The 25555-nt window shown below is 62.9% G+C and carries 22 protein-coding genes and 1 riboswitch; of the genes, 15 read left to right on the top strand and 7 right to left on the bottom strand.

Annotated features, from left to right (window positions below; genetic code table 11):
* The first annotated feature begins 11 nt into the window (after positions 1-11).
* The 8 genes from HT585_RS10490 (at position 12) to HT585_RS10455 (ending at position 7735) form a co-directional block, all read left to right on the top strand.
* Positions 12-1064: a class II aldolase/adducin family protein gene (locus tag HT585_RS10490; protein ID WP_176352836.1), complete on the top strand. Its 1053-nt coding sequence runs from the start codon at positions 12-14 to the stop codon at positions 1062-1064.
* Positions 1061-2347 carry an FGGY-family carbohydrate kinase gene (locus HT585_RS10485; protein ID WP_176352835.1) on the top strand — a complete coding sequence of 429 codons (1287 nt, stop codon included), beginning with the start codon at positions 1061-1063 and terminating at the stop codon, positions 2345-2347. The genes HT585_RS10490 and HT585_RS10485 overlap by 4 nt, the downstream gene beginning before the upstream one ends.
* Positions 2344-3183 carry a TIGR01459 family HAD-type hydrolase gene (locus HT585_RS10480; protein ID WP_176352834.1) on the top strand — a complete coding sequence of 280 codons (840 nt, stop codon included), beginning with the start codon at positions 2344-2346 and terminating at the stop codon, positions 3181-3183. Before HT585_RS10485 ends, HT585_RS10480 begins: the two co-directional genes overlap by 4 nt.
* Positions 3184-3197: 14 nt before the next feature.
* A complete protein-coding gene (locus tag HT585_RS10475; protein WP_176352833.1) occupies positions 3198-4136 on the top strand; it encodes a sugar phosphate isomerase/epimerase family protein in 939 nt (312 codons plus the stop codon).
* Between the two features lie 103 nt (positions 4137-4239).
* Positions 4240-5025, top strand: coding sequence for a DeoR/GlpR family DNA-binding transcription regulator (locus HT585_RS10470; RefSeq protein ID WP_176353268.1), 786 nt, complete (start codon positions 4240-4242; stop codon positions 5023-5025).
* Positions 5022-5789, top strand: coding sequence for a triose-phosphate isomerase (locus HT585_RS10465; RefSeq protein ID WP_176352832.1), 768 nt, complete (start codon positions 5022-5024; stop codon positions 5787-5789). The genes HT585_RS10470 and HT585_RS10465 overlap by 4 nt, the downstream gene beginning before the upstream one ends.
* Positions 5790-5829: 40 nt before the next feature.
* On the top strand, positions 5830-6267 hold the full coding sequence (gene derI / locus HT585_RS10460; protein ID WP_176352831.1) for a D-erythrulose-4-phosphate isomerase: 438 nt from the start codon (positions 5830-5832) through the stop codon (positions 6265-6267).
* A 190-nt stretch (positions 6268-6457) separates the two neighbouring features.
* Entirely contained in the window at positions 6458-7735 is a 1278-nt protein-coding gene (locus HT585_RS10455) for a low temperature requirement protein A (RefSeq protein WP_176352830.1), read from the top strand.
* Positions 7736-8089: 354 nt separating this feature from the next.
* Here the strand turns inward: HT585_RS10455 and HT585_RS10450 are convergent, their stop codons facing one another.
* From HT585_RS10450 to HT585_RS10425, 6 genes are all read right to left on the bottom strand, one after another.
* Positions 8090-8563, bottom strand: a complete 474-nt coding sequence (locus HT585_RS10450) for a 6,7-dimethyl-8-ribityllumazine synthase (RefSeq protein WP_176352829.1) — start codon at positions 8561-8563, stop codon at positions 8090-8092.
* Positions 8564-8654: 91 nt separating this feature from the next.
* Positions 8655-8904: riboswitch (FMN riboswitch) on the bottom strand.
* A 136-nt stretch (positions 8905-9040) separates the two neighbouring features.
* Positions 9041-10102 (bottom strand): ABC transporter ATP-binding protein, encoded by a 1062-nt coding sequence (locus HT585_RS10445; RefSeq protein ID WP_176352828.1) that lies wholly within the window; start codon positions 10100-10102, stop codon positions 9041-9043.
* A 12-nt stretch (positions 10103-10114) separates the two neighbouring features.
* Entirely contained in the window at positions 10115-10897 is a 783-nt protein-coding gene (locus HT585_RS10440) for an ABC transporter permease (RefSeq protein ID WP_115419716.1), read from the bottom strand.
* On the bottom strand, positions 10894-11775 hold the full coding sequence (locus HT585_RS10435; RefSeq protein ID WP_176352827.1) for an ABC transporter permease: 882 nt from the start codon (positions 11773-11775) through the stop codon (positions 10894-10896). The genes HT585_RS10440 and HT585_RS10435 overlap by 4 nt, the downstream gene beginning before the upstream one ends.
* 113 nt (positions 11776-11888) lie before the next feature.
* Positions 11889-12995, bottom strand: a complete 1107-nt coding sequence (locus HT585_RS10430) for an ABC transporter substrate-binding protein (RefSeq protein WP_173420647.1) — start codon at positions 12993-12995, stop codon at positions 11889-11891.
* Positions 12996-13182: 187 nt separating this feature from the next.
* On the bottom strand, positions 13183-14061 hold the full coding sequence (locus HT585_RS10425; RefSeq protein ID WP_176352826.1) for a MurR/RpiR family transcriptional regulator: 879 nt from the start codon (positions 14059-14061) through the stop codon (positions 13183-13185).
* Between the two features lie 175 nt (positions 14062-14236).
* Between HT585_RS10425 and HT585_RS10420 the strand changes: the two genes are divergently transcribed.
* The 7 genes from HT585_RS10420 (at position 14237) to HT585_RS10390 (ending at position 23613) form a co-directional block, all read left to right on the top strand.
* A complete protein-coding gene (locus HT585_RS10420; protein WP_173421056.1) occupies positions 14237-15010 on the top strand; it encodes an N-formylglutamate amidohydrolase in 774 nt (257 codons plus the stop codon).
* Between the two features lie 112 nt (positions 15011-15122).
* The gene (locus HT585_RS10415) at positions 15123-16670 is read left to right on the top strand and encodes an amino acid permease (protein ID WP_176352825.1); all 1548 of its coding nucleotides are present in this window, start codon (positions 15123-15125) and stop codon (positions 16668-16670) included.
* 94 nt (positions 16671-16764) lie between these two features.
* Entirely contained in the window at positions 16765-18129 is a 1365-nt protein-coding gene (locus tag HT585_RS10410; protein WP_176352824.1) for a glutamine synthetase family protein, read from the top strand.
* 205 nt (positions 18130-18334) lie between these two features.
* The gene (locus tag HT585_RS10405; protein WP_176352823.1) at positions 18335-19720 is read left to right on the top strand and encodes an aldehyde dehydrogenase family protein; all 1386 of its coding nucleotides are present in this window, start codon (positions 18335-18337) and stop codon (positions 19718-19720) included.
* Positions 19717-20862 carry an iron-containing alcohol dehydrogenase gene (locus HT585_RS10400; RefSeq protein WP_176352822.1) on the top strand — a complete coding sequence of 382 codons (1146 nt, stop codon included), beginning with the start codon at positions 19717-19719 and terminating at the stop codon, positions 20860-20862. The genes HT585_RS10405 and HT585_RS10400 overlap by 4 nt, the downstream gene beginning before the upstream one ends.
* A 234-nt stretch (positions 20863-21096) precedes the next feature.
* Complete coding sequence (locus HT585_RS10395; RefSeq protein ID WP_176352821.1) at positions 21097-21816, top strand: ParA family protein; 720 nt, start codon at positions 21097-21099, stop codon at positions 21814-21816.
* 276 nt (positions 21817-22092) lie between these two features.
* Positions 22093-23613 (top strand): globin-coupled sensor protein, encoded by a 1521-nt coding sequence (locus HT585_RS10390; protein WP_176352820.1) that lies wholly within the window; start codon positions 22093-22095, stop codon positions 23611-23613.
* Between the two features lie 454 nt (positions 23614-24067).
* Here HT585_RS10390 and HT585_RS10385 read toward each other — a convergent pair whose 3' ends face one another.
* Positions 24068-25357, bottom strand: coding sequence for an NAD(P)/FAD-dependent oxidoreductase (locus HT585_RS10385; RefSeq protein ID WP_176352819.1), 1290 nt, complete (start codon positions 25355-25357; stop codon positions 24068-24070).
* Between the last annotated feature and the right edge of the window lie 198 nt (positions 25358-25555).

Below are 25555 nucleotides of genomic sequence, written 5' to 3'. Positions count from 1 at the left end.
GGAGAGTGGGAATGCGCAGTCTGGAATTCGAGGCCTTGCTGGATATCTCGGCGCGTGTCGGCGCCGATCCGCTGCTGGTGCAGGGGGCGGGCGGCAACACGTCGATCAAGGAACTCGGCACGCTCTGGATCAAGGCCTCCGGCCTCTGGCTTGCGCATGCCCGGCAGCGCGACGTCATGGTGCCGGTGGCGCTCGACCCGTTGCTCGACGCGCTGGAGCGTAACGATCCTGCTACCGAGAAGGCGCAGGACTACGTCATATCAGAGATGAACCCGTCCGGCCTCCGGCCGTCGATCGAGACGACAGTGCATGCGCTGATGCCGCAGAAGGTGGTGATCCACGTTCATTGCGTTGAAACCATCGCGACAGCGGTCCAGACAAACGGTGCCGCCATTGCCGCCGAGCGTCTCGCCGGCATCCCGCATGTCTTCGTGCCCTACGCGCGCCCCGGCCTGCCGCTAGCCCGAGCGATTGCCGAGCGAATGCAGGAGAAGACCTCCGTGCTGATCCTCGGCAATCACGGCCTTGCCGTTGCCGCCGAGACGGTCGCCGATGCGGCGATCCTCCTGACCGATGTCTCCCGCCGGTTGACGACGCAGCGACGGTCGGCGCCATCAGCCGATCTTGCGGCGTTGTCGCGGCTTGCGGTCGACAGTGGCTATTGCCTGCCCGACGATATCAGGCTGCATGCGGTTGCAACCGATCTGGAAAGCTGCCGGATGGCGGCCGGCGGCAGCCTCTATCCCGACCATGTCATCTTCCTCGGCAAGGGGTCCGTCATCGCGGCACCGGGCGAGACGGCCGCTTCGATCGAGACCACCCGGAGAGAGCGGGGCGAAAGCCTGCCGCCGCTTCTGCTCTTTCCCGGAAAGGGCGTGCTGGTCGAGAAGGGCATTTCCGCCGGTGCGCTCGCCATGGCCCGCTGCCTTGCCGACGTTACGGCCCGCATCCCGGCGAGCGGGCGGCTGCGCTACCTGAGCGCCGCCGAAAATGCGGAGCTGCTCGGTTGGGACGCGGAGAAATATCGCCAGAAACTCAACCGGGCAGGGCAGGCGCTGCAATGAACGCAAGAAACGACGCTCTCGTGGTCGGTATCGATATCGGCACCTCGGGTGCGCGCGCCGTCGCGATGGCATCCGATGGCGCGATTGCCGCCTCTGGCGCCGCCAGGCTTTCTGCCTTCTCGGACGATCACCGCGATCCTATCGGTTGGTGGAAGGCGGTGCAGGCTGCACTTGGCGACGTGCTCGCCGCGGTCGATCGCGGTGTGATCCGGGCGATCAGCATCGACGGCACCTCGGGAACGATGCTGCCGGTGGCCGCCGACGGTGCGCCGCTTGCTCGCCCGATGATGTACAACGATCCGGTTGTCGACGATGCAATCCTTGCGGCGATTGCCGCCCATGCGCCGAAGGAAAGTGCCGCCCATGGCGCGACCTCCGGGCTTGCCAAGATGCTGACATTCCAATCGGTGCCGGGTGCCTTCCGCGTCATCCACCAGGCCGATTGGCTGGCCGGGCATTTTACCGGGCTTTACGATGTGTCCGACGAGAACAATGCCTTGAAGACCGGTTACGATCCGATTGCGCGATGCTGGCCCGATTGGATCGAAAAGACCGGGGCGCGCACCGGGCTGTTGCCGGAGGTGCTGCCGGCCGGCGAGCCAGTCGCGACGATCTCGCCGGCTGCTGCGGAGGCCTTCGGGCTTTCGCGCGAGGTGGTCGTCATTGCCGGCACTACCGATGGCTGCGCTTCGTTCCTGGCGACCGGTGCAGATCGCCCGGGCGATGGTGTGACCGCGCTTGGCACGACCTTGACAGTGAAGGTGCTTTCCGACCGACCGCTGTTTGCGCCGGAATACGGGCTCTACAGCCATCGCATCGGCGATATGTGGCTGGCCGGCGGAGCGTCGAACACGGGTGGCGTCGTTCTCGCCGCCCATTTCTCCAGCGAGCAAATCGACGCGCTATCGGTCCGCATCGATCCGGCCAGCGATACCGGACTCGACTATTATCCGTTGACCAAACCGGGCGAGCGTTTTCCCATCGCTGATCCGAATTTCGAGCCGCGTATGACACCGCGGCCTGAGGATGATGCCGTGTTTCTGAAGGCGATCTTCGAGGGCATCGCCGGCGTCGAAAGCCTTGCCTATGACAGGCTGACGGCGCTTGGCGGGCCGAAGCTTGGCTCCATCCGCAGCGTTGGTGGTGGCGCCAGAAACGCCGTGTGGTCGGCGATCCGCGCGCGCAAGCTCTGCGTGCCGTTCCTGACGGTGCGCTCCGAAGAGGCCGCAGCCGGCACGGCGCGGCTGGCGCTCATGGGTGCAAGACAGGCAGGTGTATTATGACAACCGACATCGCCGGTCTCGCCGATATAGCCGATCGCTACGACGCCTTCCTGATCGACCAGTTCGGCGTGCTGCGCGATGGTCGCGGACCCTATCCCGGCGCCGCCGAGACGCTGGTGCGGCTGAAAGATCAGGGCAAGCGCATCATCATTCTCTCCAACTCCGGCAAGCGCTCGGCGGAAAACGATCGCCGCCTGGTCGATCTCGGATTCGTTGCCGGCAGTTGGGACTGGTTCCTGACGTCGGGGGAGGTTGCCTGGCAGATCCTGAAGCGCGAGGGCAGGCAGGCAAGCGGGCTGCCCCGCAAGTGCCTTTTGGTCAGCCGTGACGACGACCTCTCGGCGCTGAAAGGGCTCGATCTTGAGCGCACCCAATGGGGTGAAGAGGCGGACTTTGTGCTGCTGGCAGCAAGCGAAGGCGATGTCCTGCCGCTGTCGCACTACGAGGCGTTGCTGGCGCCGGCGGCGCGGCGCGGCGTGCCGTGCCTCTGCACCAACCCCGACAAGGTCATGTTGACGAAGACCGGAACGGCCTTCGGCGCCGGGCGGATCGCCGAGCTTTACGAGGACATCGGCGGCAAGGTCCGCTGGATCGGCAAGCCCTTCACCGACATCTACGACTTCGCGCTCGACTATCTCGATCATCCCGACCCGTCGCGCGTCTGCGCCATCGGCGACAGCATCGAGCACGATATCGCCGGGGCGGCGGGTGCGGGCCTCGGCTCCGTGCTGGTGACCACCGGGATACTGGAGCATGCCTCCGACGCGGAGCGGCAAATGCTCTTTGCCGAGCATGGCACTACTCCCGATTTCATCCTCCCGAAATTTCTCTGGTAGTCAGGAGCAAGGCCTTGGCTTTCACGCTGTCGCTCAACACAAATCCGCTGGTCAACCGCTTTGCCGAGCCCGACGACCTGATCGAGACCATCGGCGAAGAGATCCGCATCGGCCACGTGCAGCTGACGCACGAGTTCGTCAATCCGGGCTGGCCGGCGGCGACGATCTCCAAGACCATCCGCCAGTTCAAGGCAGCGCTTGGCCGCACCGGCGTGAAGATCACCTCGGGCATGACCGGGCCCTATGGCAGGCTCAATCATTTCGGCCACCCGGATCCGGACGTGCGGCGCTACTATGTCGACTGGTTCAAGACGTTTGCCGATATCTCCGCCGAGCTTGGCGCCTCCGGCATGGGCACGCAGTTCGCGATCTTCACGCTGAAGGATTTTGACGATCCGGCGCGGCGCGAGGAGCTGATGAAGATCGCCATCGACTGCTGGCGCGAGGTGGCGGAGCACGGCAAGGCGGCCGGTCTCTCCTATGTCTTTTGGGAGCCGATGTCGGTCGGCCGCGAGTTCGGCCACACGATCGCCGAGTGCCGCGCGCTCGACCGGCGGCTCGCCGAGGCGGGATTGCCGATCCCGATGAAGATGATGGTGGATATCGACCATGGCGACGTTACATCCGACAATCCTGCCGACATCGACCCCTACGCTTGGGCGGGTGCCTTTCCCGAGCGTTCGCCGATCATCCACATCAAGCAGTCGTCGATGAACAAGGGCGGGCACTGGCCGTTCACCGCCGCCTACAACAAGGATGGCCGCATCACGCCAGAAAAGCTGATCGACGCGGTCAAGGCCGGCGGCGGCACCGACAACGAGATCTGCCTGGAGCTGTCCTTCCGCGAGCGGGAGCCGACGGATCACAACGTCGTCGAGATGATCCGGGAATCCGTGGAGTTCTGGGAGCCCTATATCGACACCGGCTTCAATCGATCATTAATATCACATTAAAATATCACAAAGTATCATCATTGATATTGAAATATAACATTCTGATGTTATCTTCCAGGAAGTGGTGACGCGCCCTTGCGCCATCGGATCGAGGCGGATGGCGATGAAGCCGGAAGACAGGCGACAGGCGATCATGGATGTTCTGATGGAAGCCGGCACGGCATCCGTCGAGGATCTCTCGCTGCGTTTCGGCGTCAGCAAGATGACCGTGCATCGCGACCTCGACGACCTCGAGCAGGCCGGTCTGTTGCGCAAGGTCCATGGCGGCGCCTCGATCCAATCGAGCCCGCAGTTCGAAAGCGACTTCCGTTATCGCGAGAAGATTGCCGCCGCCGAGAAGAACCGGATCGCCGAATATGCGGTCGGTCTGATCGAGCCGGGGCAGAGCATCCTCATCGACGACAGCTCGACGGCAGGTGCCATCGCCGCCTGCATCAGGGACATTCGGCCGCTCACCGTCATCACCAACAATCTCGGCGTCATCGCCAGCCTGTCCGGCGCGCCCGGCATCAACGTCATCGCGCTCGGTGGCCAGTACAGCAAGAAGTTCAACGGCTTCTTCGGTATCGTGACGGAAGAGGCGCTACGCTCGCTGCGCGTCGATATCGCCTTCCTTTCCAGTTCGGCAGTCGCGGGAGCGGCCGCCTTCCACCAGGACCAGGAGGTCGTGCAGGCCAAGCGCCTGATGGTGAAGTCGGCCACGCGCAAATATCTGCTTGTGGATCACGACAAGTTTGGGCGTTCCGCCCTGCATTTCCTGACCGGGCTCGACGCCTTCGACGCGGTTCTGACCGGTGCCGAGGTGGCGGACGAGCATGCCGACGCGCTGAGCGACGCCGGCATCCGCCTGGTCAAGGTCGACACACGAAAAGTATCGGAGACAGCATGAACAAGCCGCAGCTCTGGGTGGGCACAAGCTGGAAGATGAACAAGACGCTGGTCGAGGCCATGGTCTTTGCCGATGGGCTGGCAGCAGCCGACGGAGCGCGCGACGAGCGCATCCAGCGTTTCGTCATTCCGCCGTTCACCGCCGTTCGCCAGGTCAAGGACCGGCTGGCTCAGACCAGCGTCAAGGTCGGCGCGCAGAACATGCACTGGGACGATGCCGGCGCCTGGACCGGCGAGGTTTCGCCGGTGATGCTTCGGGATTGTAACCTCGACGTCGTCGAACTCGGCCACAGCGAACGACGCGAGCATTTCGGCGAGACCGACCGGACCGTCGGCCTGAAGACGGCGGCGGCCGTGCGCCATGGCCTCGTGCCGCTGATCTGCATCGGCGAGACGCTTGCCGAGCGCGAGGCGGGCGTGGCGGATACCGTGTTGAAGCGACAGGTGGAAGGCGCGCTGGAATTGCTGGAAGGCGATGCCCGCAAGGCGACGATCCTGCTTGCCTACGAGCCGGTCTGGGCGATCGGCGTCAATGGCATCCCGGCAACGTCAGATTATGCCGACGAGCGCCACAAGCGCATCGCCGATGTGGCGGAAGCCGCGCTCGGCCTGCGCGTTCCCGTGCTTTACGGCGGCAGCGTCAACCCTGGCAATTGTGAGGAACTGATCGCCCAGAAGCATATCGACGGCCTGTTCATCGGCCGCTCCGCCTGGGACGTCAACGGCTATCTCGACATTCTGAAGCGTGTCTCCGGGGCGATCTGAGCCTCCGCACGCCAACCAACAACGACGGAAAGGAACCATCATGAAGATCGCAATCGGAGCAGACAGCGCCGGCAAACCCTTGCTCGACGTCATCGCCCCTCACCTGAAGGGCAAGGCCGACCTCGAAGTCAGCGACCTCAGCCAGTCCGGCTTCTATGCCGACCTGTCGCAGAAGCTGGCGCAGACCATCGTCGATGGCGAGAACGAGCGCGGCATCCTGTTTTGCGGCACCGGCATCGGCGTCTGCATCTCGGCCAACAAGGTGCCGGGCATCCGCGCCGCGCTGACCCACGACACCTATTCCGCCGAGCGTGCGGCCAAGTCGAACAACGCCCAGATCATCACCATGGGCGCGCGGGTCATCGGGCCGGAGCTGGCCAAGTCGATCGTCGACGCCTGGCTTGCCTCCGAGTTCGACCCCAACGGCCCGTCTGCCGGCAATGTCGACGCGATCGATCGCCTCGACGCGGCGAAGTAATCGCCCCGACAAGAATTACCGCGTTGCACGTTGATCCTCCCTCGCGCATCGCGGCGAGACGCCCGGCAGAGATGCCGGGCGTTTTCATTTCCAACCAATGCTGGGTGATCCGGTACTCCCCGCTTGACGAGACTTCTGCAAAGATTTGAATATGCTTGCATATTGTCCCGCCAGCGAGGAATGCCGCCCCATGTCCGACGCCACAACGACACCGCCCCATGCCGCACGTCACCGCCTGGCGCGCATGAGCGGACGCGACACGCAGGAACACCACCGCACCGCGACGACGCTCGAGCTGTTGTTCGACCTGACGTTCGTCATTGCCTTCAGCCTTGCGGCATCGCAGCTTGCGCATCTGATGGCAGAAGGACATTTCAAGGCGGGGCTGATCGGCTTCACCCTGGCGATCTTTGCCATCTGCTGGGCCTGGATCAATTTCACCTGGTTTGCGTCCGCCTACGACACCGACGACTGGGTGTTCCGCTGCGTGACCATGGTGCAGATGGTCGGCGTGCTGATTCTGGCGATCGGCCTTCCCGCCATGTTCCACTCGATCGACGTCGGGGGGCATCTCGACAATGGCGTGATGGTGCTCGGCTATGTCGTCATGCGCGTGGCGATGATTTTCCAGTGGCTGCGCGCCACCCGCCAGGATCCGGTGCGGCGTGACGCCTGCATGACCTATGTGATCGCCATCGGCATCGCCCAGCTCGGCTGGATCGTGCTGATCTTCTTCGACTTCTCGCTCGCCGTGTCGATTGCCATGGTCGCAGTGCTGACGGCGATCGAAATGCTCGGGCCCTATATCGCCGAGACGCGGCATGGCGGCACGCCCTGGCATGCGCATCACATCGCCGAACGCTACGGGCTTCTGGCGATCATCGCGCTTGGCGAAGGTGTGGTCGGCACGGTCGCCTCGATCAGTGCCGTCGTCGACGGGGAGGGGTGGACCCTCGACGTGGCACTCGTCTGCCTGGCCGGCACCGGGCTCACCTTCGGCATGTGGTGGATCTATTTTCTGCTGCCGAGTGGCGAGGTGCTGCATGCGCACCGCAGGCGCTCCTTCGTCTGGGGCTATGGCCACATGTTCATCTTCGCTGCCATCGTCGCGACTGGTGCCGGACTGCATGTCGCCGCCTACTATATCGAGCACAAGGTACATATCAGCTCGCTGGCAACGGTGCTGACAGTGGTGGTTCCGGTCGGCGCCTATATCGGCCTGGTCTACGGCATGTACGCCTATCTGCTGCGGCAGAGCGAGGCGCTGCATGCCTGGCTGCTTGCCGGAACGGTGCTTGTGCTGGCAGCGTCGATCGCGGCGGCGATGGCGGGCGTCGACATGGCGATCTGCCTTGTTGTCGTGATGTTTGCACCGTTCGTCACCGTCGTCGGTTTTGAGGCGGCCGGCCATCGCCACCGGATGGCGGCGCTGCAGCGGTGCCTGGATGAGGCAGAGCCGGCGCATTGAGTGCCGGGAATTGCCGAGTCGAAACAGCGGTTTGGCGGCCGGTTCTGACGGTCTGATTCAGGCGGTTCAGAGGTTGATTCAAGAAGGGCGAGGGCGCTTCTTTCGCGCGGGTTTGGCCTTCAGCTGTTGTGCTTGGGGCTGCCCCTCACCCTAACCCTCTCCCCGCAGGCGGGGAGAGGGGACGTGACCAATTACTGGCCGCCGATTGCTGTGTGACGGTGGTGTCTTCTGCTGCAAGTGGGGGCGTTTGGGCGCTGAGCGTCCCACACGTGTCCTTCTCCCCGCCAAGCGGGGAGAAGGTGGCCGGTAGGCCGGATGAGGGGCAGCCGGCTACGGTGTGTAACCGTCGTCAGATCAGGCGTTGACCAGCGCCAGCTTGGCGCGGGCGTCGAGGATCTGGGCGCAGGCGTTGGCGGCTTCTTCGCCCTTGGCGACGAAGTGTTCGCGGAAGAAGGCGATCAGCGGCGCGCTTTCCTGGAAATTGTGCGGGGTCAGCACGGCGGAAAGCACCGGCACGTCGGTGTCGAGCTGAACGCGCATCATGCCGTCGAGCACCGTGCCGGCGACGAAGTCATGCCGGTAGATGCCGCCGTCGACGACGAAGGCGGTGCCGAGGATCGCCGCATAACGGCCGGTCTTGGCAAGCTTCTGTGCGTGCAGCGGGATTTCGAGTGCGCCCGGCACGTCGAAGATCTCGACGTCTGCTGCCGAGCCGCCGAGCTTCGCCCATTGCGCGACGAAGGCGTCGACGCAGCGGTCGACGATGTCGGCATGCCAGCGGGCACGAACGATCGCGATCTTTGCGGTGGGGTGAGAAAGAATAGTCATGGTCTCAAGCCTTCCAGGGTTTGGCGTTTCCAATTTTCCCGTCGGGCGAACATGCATGCGCGCGAAACCCCGAGTTGGGGGCCACGTTCCTGCTTGCTCTCTTCCATCCGGACTTTAACCGTCGGCTCCGGAATCTGACCGGATCTGCTGACCCCTGGAGCTTAAGCTCCAAGGCGCTCGCGGGCTTCGATCCCTGCATGTGTCCTTAAATCTTACCGATTTAAGGACAAAACATGCAGCACGTTAAAGTTCTACAGCGACCTTTGCGCGTCTGTAAGACGCGCGGCGCTGTAGCGATCGCTACCGCCGGTGGGGAGTTTCACCCCGCCCTGAGAACAGGGCCGACTATATAGATCGGCCACGCGTGGTCAAACGCGTGGCGCGACGAAAATCCTGGAAATTACGACAGATTTTTCCAAGGTCGGCCGCTGCCGGGCGAAATGATTCCGGCAGGGCTCGGCCTTCTGAGGCGCGGCGTTACTCTCGGATGACCAGCAGATCCTTTGCGGCAAAGCGCAGCGTGACGTTGTCGCCGAACGTGGGCGGCGTCAGGCCGGGGTCGTTGAACATGTCGAAAGAGATGACGTCGCTACCGATGCGCAGCTTGGTGCGGATAACCGAGCCGAGGAAGCTGGTTGAAACCACCTCTCCGGTCAGCGCGGTGTCGCCCTTGGCGCTGTCGGCGATCGAGCCTGCCTCCGGGCGTAGCGCCAGCGAAATCGGGTCGCCGCCCTTCATGCCGGCAATCTGCTCCTTCAGCGAAACCTGCTGGTTGCCAATGGCGACGGCGCCCGTGGCGGGGTCTGCGACCTTGGCCTCGATGATGTTGAGCGTGCCGACGAAGGAGGCGACGAAGCGTGTCGCAGGCGTGTTGTAGATCTCGAACGGCGTGCCGATCTGGTCGGCGCGGCCGCCATTCATCACGACGATGCGATCCGAGATCGACAGCGCCTCTTCCTGGTCATGGGTGACGAAGACGGTGGTGATGCCGAGCTGCTGCTGAATCTGGCGGATTTCCTCGCGCAGCGACACGCGGATCTTGGCGTCGAGCGCCGATAGCGGCTCGTCGAGCAGAAGCACCTGCGGCTTGACGGCGAGCGCGCGGGCGAGTGCCACGCGCTGCTGCTGGCCGCCGGAGAGCTGGTAGGGGAAACGATCCGCCAGGTGCTCGAGCTTGATCAGGCTCAGCATCTGCTTGACGCGGGTGTCGGTCTCCGACTTTGGCGACCCGGCGACCTTCAGGCCGAAGGCGACGTTGTCGTGTACGTTCATGTTCGGGAACAACGCATAGGCCTGGAACACCATGCCGATGTTGCGCTGATTCGGCTTCAGCGTGCCCTGGTCCTTGCCGTCGATGACGATCGATCCGCTGGAGGGCGTCTCGAAGCCGGCGATCATGCGCAGGACGGTCGTCTTGCCGCAGCCCGAGGGCCCAAGGAAAGAGACGAATTCGCCCTTTTCGATCGCCATGTCGAAGCCATGCACGACCTGCACGGGGCCGAAGGATTTCTGGATGTTGGTCAGTGTCAGGAAACTCATGGGAACCGATCCTCAGGCCTTGGGAGGCGCGCTTTTTTGGAAGCGCGAGACGAGCTGGATGAGGCCGAGGCAGCCCCAGGTGATGCCGAACGCGATGACGGCGAGGGCGGCTGGCTCATAGGCGCGGTTGGCGCCCAGAAGCTGCATATACGGACCGAAGGCCGGCCTGTTCAAAAGCGCTGCCATGGTGAATTCGCCGATGACGATGGCAAACGTCAGGAAGGCGCCCGAGAGCACGGCGACCAGAACATTGGGCAGGATAATCCGTCCGAGGATGGTCGCCCATCCCGCGCCGAGGCTTTGGGCGGCCTCGGTCAAAGTGGCGATGTCTATCGTCCGAAGCCCCGTGTCCACCGCCCGGTACATGTAGGGAAGGGCGAGGATGGCATAACCGAACATCAGAAGCACGTTGGTGCCGGCGATCGATCCGGTCAGCGGCAGCCAACTCGAGGTGTTGTAGAGACGGATATAGCCGAAGACGATGACGATTGCCGGAATGACGAGCGGCAGCAGCGTGATGAACTCGATGTAGGGCCGCAAGCCGGGCAGCTTCAGGCGAACCCAGTAGGCCGTCGGCACCACAAGCAGCACGCCGAAGGCGATGGTGAACAGCGCCTGCATGATGGAGTAGGTGAAGGTCTCCTGGAAGCGCGGGTCGCTGAAGACCTTCGCATAGGCGTCGAAGGAATACTCGCCGCGGCGCATCTTCAGCGAGAAGTTCGTCATGCCGATGAGCGGCAGGGTGAAATAGAGGAGGCCGAAAATCAGGGCCCCCCAGGCCCATATCTTCTTCATTTCAGCCACCTCTCGCTGCGGGCGCGAAGCCAGATGTAGATCGCGTTGGCGATGCCCGTGACGACGATCATGCCGAAGGCGAGCGCGTAGCCGAGGTGCGGGTTGCCGAGAACGTCGCCGCGGATCTGGGCGAAGAGCAGGATGGGCACGATCGACAGCGACGAGCCGGTGAGCGCGATCGCGGTCGCGACGGCTCCGAAGGCGTTGGCGAAGAGGAGCGCGAGGGTGCCGAGAAGCGAGGGCAGCAGGATCGGGAAGGCGACCATGCGCCAGTATTGCAAGCCCGTCGCACCGAGAATTTCGGCGGCCTCGCGCCACTCGCGCTTCAACCCGTCGAGAGCCGGGGTGATGATGAGGATCATCAGCGGGATCTGGAAGAACAGATAGGTGACGGTGAGCCCCCAGAAGGACAGGAGGTTGAAACCGAGCAGCCTGAGGTCGAGACCGAAATTCGAGCGCAGGAAGACGGTGAGGATGCCGACGGGGCCGAGCGTCGCCAGAAAGGCAAAGGCGAGCGGCACGCCGGCGAAGTTCGAGGCGACACCGGAAAAGGTCAGAAGCGGCCCGCGGATCCATTTCGGCAATCCGCCGAAGACGACCGCGGACGCGATCGCAAAGCCGATCAGGCAGCCGAGAAGCGCCGAGGCGATGCTGATCTTGATGGAGATCCAGTAGGCCGACAATATCGAGGGTGTGAACAGGCCAATGACGTTGTCGAACGTAAAGCTGCCCTCAGGCGTCTGGAAGGCGCCAACCACGATCTTCATCGTCGGCAGAATCAGAAAAAGGAACACGAACGCTGCAAAGGGCAGGACGCCGAGCCAGTGAAGCGGAAGACGGCGCGCAGGTGGCCTGGCGCCGGTGTGAGCAGATGACATTCCGTTCGCCCCGAGAAGCCGCGTTACGGACGCGGTCGTTCATTGAATTTCTTATGGTTATAGCATCTGCCCCGGTCGGAAAACCGGCCGGGGCAGCATGATTGTGGAAACGCTTACTGAACGTTGGCGCCGACCACGGAATCCCAGGCGCCGGTAACCGCTGCCTTGTTGGCATCGACTTCTTCGAGCGTCGGGAAGTAGGCCTTTTCGTAGGCTGCTGCCGGCGGCAGGGCGTCGATCAGTTCCTGCGGAACCTTGCCGGCCTTGACCATGGCGTTGAAGCGCGTCGGGTGGCAGAAGCCCTTCAGCCAGCCGAGCTGACCTTCGTCGGAATAGAGGTGCTCCATCCACAGCTTGGCAGCGTTCGGGTGCGGCGCATAGGCCGAGATGCCCTGAACGTAGACGCCGGCGAGAACGCCGCTGGCAGGAACGACGACTTCGGTCGGCGGGTTGCCGTTGAGCGTCTTCGCCCAGCCGAGGGCGTTGTAGTCCCAAGCAACGACGATCGGGGTCGAGCCCTGGGCGAGCGTGCCGGACTTGCCGATAACCGGAACGAAGTTGCCGGCCTTGTTCAGCTCGGCGAAGTAGGCGAGACCGGCTTCACCGGCTTCCTTGCCGGACTTTGCGCCCTTGGCGAGGCCAGCGGCGAGAACGCCGAGGATCGCCTGGTTGGAGGCGCGCGGGTCGCCGGCAAGCGCTACCTGGCCAGCATATTCCGGCTTCAAGAGGTCGGCCCAGTCCTTCGGCGCGTTGGCGACGAGGTCCTTGTTTACCAGGAAGGACATCACGCCGTAGTAGTCGCCGTACCAGTAGCCTTCGGCATCCTTGACGCTGTCAGGGATTTCGTCCCAGGTCGATACCTTGTAGGGCTGCAGCAGGCCTTCGGCCTTCATCTGCGGACCGAAGGCAAGGCCGACGTCGACAACGTCAGGCGCCTGCGGGCCCTTGTTGTCCTTGTTGGCCTTGACCGCCTCGACTTCGTCCGCAGAGCCGGCGTCGGGGTTCAATTCGTTGACCTGGATTTCCGGATACTTGGCCTTGAAGGCGGCGATGACGTCGCCATAACCGCACCAGTCGTGGGGCAGGGCGACGGTGGTCAGCATGCCTTCCTTCTTGGCGGCTTCGATGAGCTCGGCGCTCGGCTCGGCAGCGGCAATAGCCGTCGTTGCCAAGAGAATGGCGGTTGAAAGCGAGAGCAGGCGTTGAGTCGTTGAAATCACTGGCGTTCTCCTTATGGGTTTTCAGTCAATTTCGGCGATGCTGTTAAAGAGATGCTATGAAACTTATGTGACAGCGATCTGTCTGTTGGCGCCGCGCATGTCGTTGGAAGAACAAATCTTTTTCCGACACGGCGCTTTCACTGAAACACAGGTGCATAAAACTTCGTGAACGTTCCGGCTGTCCCTCCTAAACCGGTTTGCGAAAGATGCGGGTCGAATCGAACAGCCCCTCGAGCGTCTTCATCCGGTCGCGGGTCGCGTCCCAGTTGGAGCTCTGAACGGCTTCGATCAGGGCTTCGACGAGGAAAAGGATCACTACCGAACTGTCCCAGGCGGATGGCACCTCGATCTGGGAGCGGAAGACCTTGGAGGCGGATTTGGCGACCGGCGAACTCCAGCGATCGGTGAAGAGCACGATCTCGACGCCCCGGTCGAGGGCGGATTTCGCGAGTGTCTCCATCTCCTGCTCGTAGCGGCGGATGTCGAAGAGAATCAGTACGTCGCCATGGCGCATGTCGAGCACGTAGTGCGGCCAGGCGCTGGCATTGGAGGCAATTTCGGTGACACCAGGGCGGATGACCTGCAGGTGGGTGAAGAGATAATCAGCAACGGCGCGGGTGATACGGCCGCCCAGCAGATAGACGCTGCGTTTGCGATCGGCGACAAGCGCCACCGCATCGTCGAATTCCTGCGGCTCGATCTGCGAGAGCGTCTCGCGCATGTTGTTCATGGCGGCATCGGCAAAGCGGTTGAGCGTGTGGGTGCCCGGCGCGCTCGCGGCCCAGCGGTCATGCTTGGTGATCGGGTTGGAAATCGTCGCTTCCAGCTCCTGGTGCAGCCGCGACTGAAAGTCGGGAAAGCCTTTGAAACCAAGCTTTTGCACCATGCGGGCGACTGTTGGCGTCGACACGCCGGCGTTCTCGGCGACCGTGGTGATCGAGCCGAGTCCCGAGACCGGATAATTGTCGAGAAGTGTCTCCGCCAACTGCTTTTCCGCGCGGGTCAGCGCGGTGAAGTGGGCATTGATCACATCCAACACCGTCGTGGATGTCGCCTTGCTGTTCAAATCGGTTCCCCTGAACTGGTCTAATGCCAGTTTGTGACAGATTAAACATCGCTGTCACAATTGGAGTCAATCGCAATTTTGAAGAGATCGTTTCAGATTTCGATTGACACTGGCTAATCTCTGAACAAATCTTTTCATTAATGAACGTCTAACGGGGCAAGAGGGGATGCCGGTGTTGACGCGACTTTTGACCGATACAGACGGCGATCCGGTTGCAATCGAGAATGCGGCCGGCAGAGGCGAAATCGTTCTCGTTTGCGAGCACGCGTCGCGCCGGGTGCCCGAGCGGCTGGGTTCGCTCGGCCTCTCGCAGCAGGCGCTCGAAAGCCACATTGCCTGGGATCCGGGGGCGCTCGCCGTTGCCGAGCTCCTGTCGCGCAAGCTCGATGCGGCGCTGATCTACCAGCGCTTCTCGCGCCTCGCCTATGATTGCAACCGTCCACCGGAGGCCGACGGCGCCATGCCTGCCGTCAGCGAAGTCTTCGAGGTTCCCGGTAACCGCGATTTGGCGGAGGACGAGCGGCAGGCGCGTGTCGACGAGATCTACCTGCCGTTTCACGATGCCGTCAGCCGGTTCGTCACCGAGCGCAAGGCCAAGGGCAAGCCGCCCGTGGTCGTCACCATGCACTCGTTCACACCCGTCTATTTCGGCAAGCCGCGTTCCGTCGAGGTCGGCATATTGCATGACGCCGACAGCCGGCTCGCCGACCAGATGCTGACCTTCGCAACCAAGGGCAAGGTTGCCTATGACATCCGCCGCAACGAGCCTTACGGGCCGGCCGATGGTGTCACGCATAGCCTGATCGAATACGGCGTCCACAACGGATTGCCGAATGTGATGATCGAGATCCGTAACGATCTCATTCGAAACGAGATCGGCCAGAGGGTCATGGCCGATTATCTGGAAGGGCTGCTCAGCCAAGGCGTGGCAGCACTTTCAGCACAATAAAAGACCCTGGGGAGCGGCTTTGCCGCGGTCCCGTTCCGGCTTGCCGGGGCGGGTAGTGATGGGATCCTGCCGCAATGGGGCGGCCGGGTCTGAAGAAATCAGGGGAAGAACAATGTCAGACTACAGTGATCTCGACAAAAAGCAGGACATGCAGGTCCTGCATTCGATGGGCTATGCCCAGGAGCTCGAGCGGCGCATGAGCCGGTTCTCGAACTTCGCGGTCTCGTTCTCGATCATCTGCATTCTCTCCGGCGGCATCAATTCGCTGGCCCAGGCAACGTCGGGTGCGGGTGGGGCCGCAATCGGCATCGGCTGGCCGCTCGGCTGCTTCATCTCGCTCGTCTTTGCCGTTGCCATGGCACAGATCAGCTCGGCCTATCCGACCGCCGGCGGGCTCTATCACTGGGGTTCGATCCTCGGCAACCGATTCACCGGCTGGCTGACCGCCTGGTTCAACCTGCTCGGTCTCGTTACTGTGCTCGGCGCCATCAATGTCGGCACCTACTACTTCTTCATGGGCTCGTTCGGCACGCCGTATTTCGGCCTTGCGGATACGACGCTCACGCGGATCATCTTCCTGGCTGTCATCACCGGCGCCCAAGCGCTGGTAAACCACATGGGCATCGGCTTGACGGCCAAGCTCACCGACTTCTCGGGCTACCTGATCTTTGCGACGTCGATCCTGCTTGCGGGCGTGTGCCTTGCCGTGGCCGACAGCTACGACATCGCCCGCCTCTTCACCTTCTCCAACTATTCCGGGGAGACGGGTGGCAACGTGTGGCCCGCGACCTCGGGCACCTGGGTCTTCCTGCTCGGCCTGCTGCTGCCGATCTATACGATCACCGGCTACGACGCATCGGCGCACACCTCGGAAGAAACCGTGAAAGCGGCAGAATCCGTGCCGCGCGGCATGGTTTCGTCGGTGCTGTGGTCGGCGCTGTTCGGCTACATTATGCTGTGCTCGTTCGTACTGATGATCCCGAACATGGACGAAGCCGCCAAGCAGGGCTGGAACGTGTTCTTCTGGGCGATGGACGCACAGGTCCACCCTGTGATGAAGGACGTGCTCTACCTCGCCATCCTCGTCAGCCAGTGGCTGTGCGGCCTGGCAACCGTGACCTCGGTCTCGCGCATGATCTTCGCCTTCTCGCGTGACGGCGGTCTGCCGGCCTCCAAGGCGCTTGCCAAGGTAAGCCCGACCTACCGCACGCCGGTGGCAGCAATCTGGACCGGTTCGATCCTCGCCGTGCTCTTCGTCTGGGGTTCGTCGCTGGTCGCGATCGGCGAGACGCCCGTTTACACGATCGTCGTGTCGTGCACGGTCATCTTCCTGTTCTTCTCCTTCGCGATCCCGATCACGCTCGGCCTCTTCGCCTGGGGCACGTCGAAGTGGGACAAGATGGGCCCGTGGAACCTGGGCGAGGGTATGTTCAAGATCTTTGCCGTGCTCTCGATTATCGCCATGGCGCTGATCTTCGTTCTCGGCATCCAGCCGCCGAACGACTGGGCGCTCTACATCACCGTCGGCTTCCTGGTGCTGACCGCGATCATCTGGTTCGGTCTGGAAAACCGCCGCTTCCGCGGCCCGCCGATCGGCGACGAAGTGGCCCGCCGCCAGGCGGAAATCGCCGCAGCCGAAAAGGCAGTCGGCCAAGTCTAAGCAATAATAAAATGGGCGGGAGCGCATCTGCAGCTTCCGCCTTTCTTTTTGCGGCCACGGGAACGGCTGCTTGCCGAAACATGGGATGAATTTGATGAGCTATTCGTTTGAGCAATTGAAAGAGGATGTCGCCGCCGGCCGCATCGATACGGTTCTCGCCTGCCAGGTCGACATGCAGGGCCGGCTGATGGGCAAGCGCTTCCACGCGCAATATTTCGTCGACAGCGCCTGGCAGGAAACGCATAGCTGCAACTACCTGCTGGCAACCGACATGGAGATGGAAACCGTCTCGGGCTACAAGGCGACGAGCTGGGATAAAGGTTACGGCGACTATACGATGAAGCCTGATCTTTCGACGCTCCGGCGCATTCCGTGGCTCGAAGGCACGGCCCTTGTGCTGTGCGACATGTTGGACCATCACACCCACGCGGAAGTGCCGCATTCGCCGCGCGCCATCCTGAAGAGGCAGATCGCGCGGCTGGAGGCCATGGGCCTCAAGGCCTTCATGGCGAGCGAACTCGAATTCTTCCTCTTCGATCAGACCTATGACGACGCGCGCCAGTCCGGCTACCGCGACCTGCAACTCGTCAGCGGCTACAACGAGGACTACCACATCTTCCAGACCACCAAGGAAGAAGATGTGATGCGGGCGATCCGCAACGGCCTGCAAGGCGCCGACATTCCGGTCGAGAATTCCAAGGGCGAGGCGTCCGCCGGCCAGGAAGAAATCAACGTGCGTTACGCCGACGCGCTAACGATGGCCGACCGGCACGCCATCATCAAGAACGGCTGCAAGGAAATCGCCTGGTCGCGGGGCAAGGCGATCACCTTCCTTGCCAAGTGGAATTATCAGGCTGCCGGCTCTTCCTCGCATATCCACCAATCGCTGTGGAGCGCCGACGGCAAGACGCCGAAATTCTTCGACAAGGACGGCAAATACGGCATGTCGGAGCAGATGCGCCAATATGTGGCCGGTCTCTTGAGCCACGCCAGCGAAATCACCTATTTCCTCGCGCCCTACATCAATTCCTACAAGCGCTTCATGGCCGGCACCTTCGCCCCGACCAAGGCCGTCTGGAGCAAGGACAACCGCACCGCCGGTTACCGCCTGTGCGGCGAGGACACCAAGGGGATCCGCATCGAGTGCCGCGTCGGCGGCTCCGACCTCAACCCCTATCTCGCTTTCGCGGCTTTGCTCGCCGCCGGCATTTCCGGTATCGAAGGCAAGATGGAGCTGGAAGCGCCCTTCGTCGGCGATGCCTATGGCGGCAAGGACGTGCGCGAGATTCCGCGTACCTTGCGGGCGGCGACCGAAGCGCTGACCGGCTCCAAGATGCTGCGTGAAGCCTTCGGTGACGAGGTCATCGACCACTATGTGCGCGCGGCCGAGTGGGAACAGGAAGAGTACGACCGCCGCGTCACCGATTGGGAGGTCGCACGCGGCTTTGAAAGAGCGTAAGGAGGGCGCGGAATTTGCCCCTCACCCTAACCCTCTCCCCGCCTGCGGGGAGAGGGGACCTGCCCTGCGAATCGGGCTTGGGTGGGAGCAACGGCGCGGCATATTTCCTTCGCCCCGCTTGCGGGGAGAAGGTGGCCGGCAGGCCGGATGAGGGGCGGCCGCAGCACCGAACGAGAAATCCGATGGAACAAACAGGAAGACGATCATGAGCATGATCAAGTGCATTTCGCCCGTGAATGGCGAGGTCTACGCGGAACGCCCGGCGCTGCCGCTGGATATGGCCAAGCAGGTGGTTTCGCGTGCCCGTCAGGCGCAGAAGGCTTGGGCCCGCCGTCCGCTGGACGAGCGCGTCAATCTGGTGCTGGCCGGTGTCGCCCGTCTCAACGAGATGGTCGACGAGGTCGTGCCGGAACTGGCCTGGCAGATGGGCCGGCCGGTGCGCTACGGCGGCGAGTTCAAGGGCTTCAACGAGCGCTCGAACTATGTCGCGTCGATTGCCGCCGACGCGCTGCAGCCGATCCTGGTCGAAGACAGCGACCGCTTCGGCCGTCGCATCGAGCGCGAGCCGCATGGCGTCGTCTTCGTCATCGCGCCGTGGAACTATCCTTACATGACCGCGATCAACACGGTCGCGCCGGCGCTGATGGCCGGCAACACCGTCATCATCAAGCATGCCAGCCAGACGATCCTCGTCGGCGAGCGCATGGTGCGCGCCTTCGTCGAGGCGGGCGTTCCGGCCGACGTGTTCCAGAACGTCTTCCTCGACCACGAGACGACGGCGGCGCTGATTGCGGCGAAAAGTTTCGACTTCATCAACTTCACCGGTTCGGTCGAAGGTGGCCGGTCGATCGAGCGCGCGGCTGCCGGCACCTTCACCGGCCTTGGCCTTGAACTCGGCGGCAAGGATCCGGGCTATGTCATGGAAGACGCCGATCTCGATGCGGCGGTCGACACCCTGATGGATGGCGCAACTTTCAACTCCGGCCAGTGCTGCTGCGGCATCGAGCGCATCTATGTGCATGAATCGCTCTACGACGCCTTCGTCGAGAAGTCGGTCGCCTGGGTATCGAACTACAAGCTCGGCAATCCGCTTGATCCGGAAACGACGCTTGGCCCGATGGCGCACAAGCGGTTTGCCGCGACCGTTCGCGAGCAGATCGCCGATGCGTTGGCCAAGGGCGCCAAGGCGTTGGTCGATCCGAAACTGTTCCCGCAGGACGATGGCGGCGCTTATCTCGCGCCGCAGGTGCTGGTCGACGTCGACCACTCCATGGCCTTCATGCGCGAGGAAACGTTCGGGCCTGCCGTCGGCATCATGAAGGTGAAGAGCGACAGCCAGGCGATCGAGCTGATGAACGATTGCCAGTACGGGCTGACGGTGTCGCTGTGGACCAAGGATGCGGACCGCGCCTCGCGCATCGGCCGTGACCTTGAGACCGGCACCGTGTTCATGAACCGCGCCGACTATCTCGATCCGGCGCTCTGCTGGACCGGCGTCAAGGAAACCGGCCGCGGCGGCTCGCTTTCGGTCATCGGCTTCCAGAACCTTACCCGCCCGAAATCCTACCATCTGAAGAAAGTCACAGCATGACGATCACCGCGAACTGGAGCTATCCGACCGCCATCAAGTTTGGCGCCGGCCGGATCAAGGAGCTTGCCGACCACTGCAAGGCGGCCGGCATGAAGAAGCCGCTTTTGATCACCGACCGTGGCCTGGCGCCGATGGCGATCACGCAGAATGCGCTCGATATCCTCGAGGCCAACGGCCTTGGCCGGGCGATCTTCGCCGACGTCGATCCGAACCCGAACGACGTCAACCTGGCCGCCGGCGTCAAGGCCTTCAAGGATGGCGGCCATGACGGCGTCGTCGCCTTCGGCGGTGGCTCCGGCCTCGACCTTGGCAAATGCGTGGCCTTCATGGCCGGGCAGACGCGGCCGGTCTGGGACTTCGAGGATGTCGGCGACTGGTGGACGCGTGCCAGCGTCGAGGGCATCGCGCCGATCGTCGCTGTGCCGACGACGGCGGGCACCGGCTCGGAAGTCGGCCGCGCCAGCGTCATCACCAATTCGGCCAGCCACGTCAAGAAAGTGATCTTCCATCCGAAGTTCCTGCCCGCCGTCACCATCTGCGATCCGGAACTGACGGTCGGCATGCCCAGAGTGATCACCGCTGGCACCGGCATGGACGCCTTTGCCCATTGCCTGGAAGCCTATTCCTCGCCGTTCTACCACCCGATGTCGGCCGGCATCGCGCTCGAGGGCATGCGGCTGGTCAAGGAATACCTGCCGCGCGCCTACAAGGACGGCACCGATATCGAAGCCCGCGCCAACATGATGAGTGCGGCGGCCATGGGGGCTGTGGCCTTCCAGAAGGGGCTCGGCGCCATCCACTCGCTCTCCCATCCGGTCGGCGCGATCTACAACACCCATCACGGCATGACGAACGCCGTGGTGATGCCGCCGGTGCTGCGCTTCAACCGCTCGGCGATCGAGGACAAGATCGTGCGGGCGGCGGCCTATCTCGGCATCTCAGGCGGCTTCGACGGCTTCTACGATTATGTCTTGAAGCTGCGCGAGGAACTCGGCGTTCCCGACAAGCTTTCCGCACTCGGCGTCGGCACCGACCGTATCGACGAGATGTCGGAAATGGCGATCGTCGATCCGACCGCCGGCGGCAACCCGGTCGAGCTGACGCTCGATGCGGCCAAGAAACTGTTCAGGGAATGCATCTGAGCACGGGTGCATTGCCCAGAAGCCTCTGAGTGTTAATTTTCTTCGAGCCCGGAAACCCCCAGTTTCCGGGCTTTTTCGTGTCCTGCCCGCGGATTGGGCAGGGTGGTGTTAATCTTTGCCAGCGAAAATTTCCAATTCGTTAACCATGTTCTGAAAGGTTCTATTAAGCGGCAATGGCCGGCCGAACGCTCGGTCGGGCAGGGCGCGGGAACACAGGATAGAATGAGGAATAAGATGGCGGTCATCACTTTCGCCAATGCAAAGGGCGGCGCGGGCAAGACGACGGCGGCGCTGATCCTGTCGACGGAACTGGCAAGACAGGGACACCGCGTCGTGGTTCTCGATGCTGATCCGCAGCGTTGGATCACCAGCTGGGCGGAAGTCTCCGGCCAGATCGCCAATCTCTCTGTCATCTCCCATATCACCCCGGCATCGCTGGAATGTCATATTCGGGAAATGAAGGAAGAGGCCGATTACATCATCATCGACCTCGCCGGCGCCAAGGACCAGATCGTCGCGCTGGCGCTGGCCCTTTCCGACCAGGTGCTGATCCCGGTTCAGGGCTGTGCCATGGACGCGCGCGGTGCCGTGCAGATCCTCGAACTTATCCGCCAGATCGAGGAGAGGGCCCGGGTTCGCATCAACCATTCGGTCGTGCTCACCCGCGTCAATTCGCTGGTGACGACGCGGGCGCTGCAGACCATCAAGACGCTGCTTGCCTCTCGCGGTGTCTCGGTGCTCGACACGCCGATCGTCGAACGCGTTGCCTATCGCGAAATCTTCGACTGTGGTGGAACGCTGCAGTCGATGGACGAGACCCGCGTCAGCAACCTCGACAAGGCGCGCGAAAATGCGATTGCCCTTGCCAAGGAAGTGCAGGCCCTGACGCCGATCAAGGCGCGGCGCTCCTGGGCTTCGCGTGCGCCATCCTGGGCTTCGCGACGCGCGGCCTGACCAAGCACCACCCGTTCTGAAAACTATCACAACCGGAATTGATGTTCGTCAATTCCGGTTGAATCGCGTGGCGACCACTCGAATTGGCTGTTTCCCGTAAGGCTTCCTTTACCATGGGCTTATACGTGTACTGATGGAAAGTGATTGTACCTGATGGCGGTTTGCCGAGGTGCAGGTAGCCGCCATGATTGCGGTAAGGATTGTGGATGTGACCTCGTTCGCCCGGTCTCCCGTCCCGCTTCCATGATCCAGCAAGAGCATGCAGGGAAGTCGCGCATGAAAACGGAACACGTCGCTGCCGGCAAGGAAGACATTGCCGGTCGTCTTAATTTCATGGCGCTTGATGATGCGGCCAAGGCGAGCCTGAAGACCCTGAAGCCGATCCTGGATAAGGAAATGGCGCCGGCGCTCGACAAGTTCTACGCCCGGGTGAAGAAGACACCGGAAACGAACCGCTTCTTCTCGTCGGACGCGCATATCAACCGCGCCAAGGGCGCGCAGGTCGGCCACTGGGCTAATATCGCCGACGGCAATTTCAACGACGAATACGGTGCGAAGGTGCGCACCATCGGCCAGGTGCATGCCCGCATTGGGCTTGAGCCGCGCTGGTATATCGGCGGCTACGCGCTGATCGCCGAGCATCTGATCACCGAGATCGTCAAGGCGCATTGGCCGAAGGGCGGCCTGTTCTCGCGCCAGGCGACTTCGGCGGAAGAGATGAGCGCGATGCTGTCGAGCCTCGTCAAGGGCATGTTCCTCGACATGGACCTGTCGATCTCGGTTTACATGGACGCTTCCGACGTCACCAAGCAGCGCGCGGTTCAGGAAGAGGTGCTGGCAACCGAACGCAAGCTCGTCAGCGAGACCTTCGGTGTTGCGCTGAAGAAGATCTCCGACGGCGACCTGACGGCGCGCATCGCCGCGGACCTGCCTGTTGCCTACGAAGAACTCGGCGAACACTTCAACCACGCGATCAGCGAGCTTGCCCGCGCGATCGGCGGCATCGAGGCCGGCGCCAGCCAGATCCATCTCAGCGCCAAGGAGATTGCGGCAGCCGCCGACGATCTCGCCAAGCGCACCGAACGGCAGGCGGCAAACCTTGAAGAAACCGCCGCTGCCGTGGAGCAGGTGACACGGACGGTCAAGCAGACGGCCGAAGGCGCCGATCAGGCGAACTCGACGGTGATTGCCGCCCGCGCCAACGCCGAGCGGAGCGGCGAGGTCGTCACGCATGCGATCGAGGTGATGCAGGAAATCCAGACGTCGTCGGCAAGTATTGCCCGCATCGTAGACGTGATTGACGAAATCGCCTTCCAGACCAACCTTCTGGCGCTCAACGCCGGCATCGAGGCAGCACGCGCCGGCGAAGCGGGCAGGGGCTTTGCCGTTGTCGCCTCCGAAGTGCGGGCGCTCGCCCAGCGCTGCGCCGATGCGGCCAAGGACATCCAGGGGCTGATTGCCAAGTCGCGCGGCCAGGTGGATGACGGCGTCAACTCGGTCAACCAGGTTGCCCAGTCGCTGCAGCAGATCGTCTCGCAGGTGGTCGAGGTCAGTTCGGTCTTCGGCAACATCCGCGCCAGCACGGCAGAACAGGCAACCGGCCTGCAGGCGGTCAACACGGCCATCGGCCAGATGGACCAGATCACCCAGCAGAACGCTGCCATGGTCGAAGAGGCCAATGCCGCAAGCCAGGCGCTGACGGTGGAATCCGAACAGATCGCGCTAAAGCTGAAGGCGTTCAAGACGTCCACCCAGGTTCATGTCGGCAGCCCGTCCGGCTATCGGCGCGCGGCCTGACGCCGCATATTTCAGTCTGACCGACAGCGCCTCGAATCATTACGATCCGGGGCGCTGTCTGTTGTTGCGAAGCCTCACGGGTGCCCCGGGATTGCCGACCGTGCGCAATGTGCCTCTCGATGTCGACGTTCGTTGCGCTCGACGCCGCCCGCTCCGCTCGTCACCGCCGAGAGGGTTCACCGAGTGGAATCGCAACGTTAGAGTTTGCCGATGGGCACGGGTCTCGTGGCACCGACCTCCCAACGCGTCATCCTCGGGCTTGACCCGAGGTTCAAGCTCTTCGGTTCTTCGACGACACATCATTCTGCGCGTGGCGCGGCATGGATCCTCGGGTCAAGCCCGAGGATGACAAGGAGAGTGGGTGCCTCCCTGCGGCACAGCCGCGGCGGCATGGAACCTGTCTTTGAGATGGTGCTTGCGATGACACAGATCGCGCCGTACGGAACGAAACCGCTCAGAACCGCCGATCGACCAGATGCTTCGCCTGCGCGCCGGCATGGTAGAAGGCGGACTTGACGGTGCGCCAGGTGTCGGGGGTGATGGGGGTCTCGGCAAGCGGGATCGCCGAGGTCTCACCCGTGACGTGGTTGGCGAGTGCCTTGCCGAAGACGGTGCCCGGCGCGATGCCGCGGCCGTTGTAGCCGCTGACGGAAAATACGTTCGGCGCCAACGTGTGCATGGCCGGCAGGTTGTTGGTGGTCATGCCGATGCGGCCGTCCCACCAGTATTCGAAGCGGAAATCGCCGATGTAAGGGAAGAGCTTGCGCACGGAACGGGCGGCAAAGGCACGGTGCGTGCCTTCGGCCATCGCATCGAGACGTCCGATCGAACCGAAGATCAGGCGGTTCTGCTGGTCCATGCGGAAAGAGGTCATGACGAGGCCGGTATCCCAGGTGCCCTGACGCTCCGGCAGGATGCGGTTTGCGACCTTCTCCGGCAGCGGATTGGTGGCGAACTGGAAATAGGGCAGGATCGTCAGTTCATGCGTGTGCTGCTGCCAGGGTGCCTCGGCGAACATGCCGCCATAGGCATTGGTGGCGAGGATCACCTGCTTGGCTTTGACGGTATTCGCACCCGCCTTCAGCACCCAGGTCTCGCCCTGGCGCTCGGCGCCTGTGAGCGGCGTGTCGGTATAGATCTCGGCACCGGCGGCAAGCGCAGCGCGGGCAAGGCCGCGCGCATAGGCAAGCGGCTGGATCGTGCCGGCGCGGCGATCGAGCAGCGCGCCGGAAAAGCCTTTCGCACCGGAAAGCGTTGCTGCCCGCTCGGCCGAGAGAACCTCGACCGGCGCGCCGCGCTTCTTCCACTGGGCTTCGCGGTCGCTGATATCCTTCAGACCCTCGGCACCGACGGCCATGTGCAGGGTGCCGTTGCGAACGGCTTCGCAGGACATGCCGTGCTTTTCGACAAGGGCATAGACCATTGCCGGGCCGTCGCCGAGTTCGCCGAGCAGGCGATTGCCGGCTTCGGGTCCGAGCGTCGCGATCAGGTCGTCGGGCTTCACCCACATGCCGGCATTAACGAGGCCGACATTGCGGCCGGAACCACCGAAGCCGATCATCTTTGCCTCGATGACTGTCGCCTTCACGCCTTTTTCGGCGAGGTGCAGCGCTGCGGAAAGACCGGTGAAGCCGCCGCCGATGATGGCGACATCGGTCGTGATGTCGCGGCCGAGCGGCCGGGTCTCCGGCGCTGCCGGCGCCGTCGCATGCCAGAGGTTGGGCAGGGTGCGCTCGGTCGCCATGACGGACATTCCTTCGGTAAGGGTCTGAAGTTTAGAGGTGGCTAAGTGATAGGGCCATCGCCTTCAAATTTCTCATGACAATGTTTCATGAGGTCATGATGGGTTTCATGAGGTTGTGATGGGTTTCATCAGGCCGTGACGACCGGGCGCCTTGGAGCATGGTGCCGGGTGGCCCCTGCAAAAAAAGTGACCGCAGCC

The sequence above is a fragment of the Ensifer oleiphilus genome (genome assembly GCF_013371465.1).
GTDB lineage: Bacteria > Pseudomonadota > Alphaproteobacteria > Rhizobiales > Rhizobiaceae > Ensifer > Ensifer oleiphilus.
Note: the sequence above shows the minus strand (reverse complement) of the source record. Positions and strands in the feature narration are given on the sequence as shown.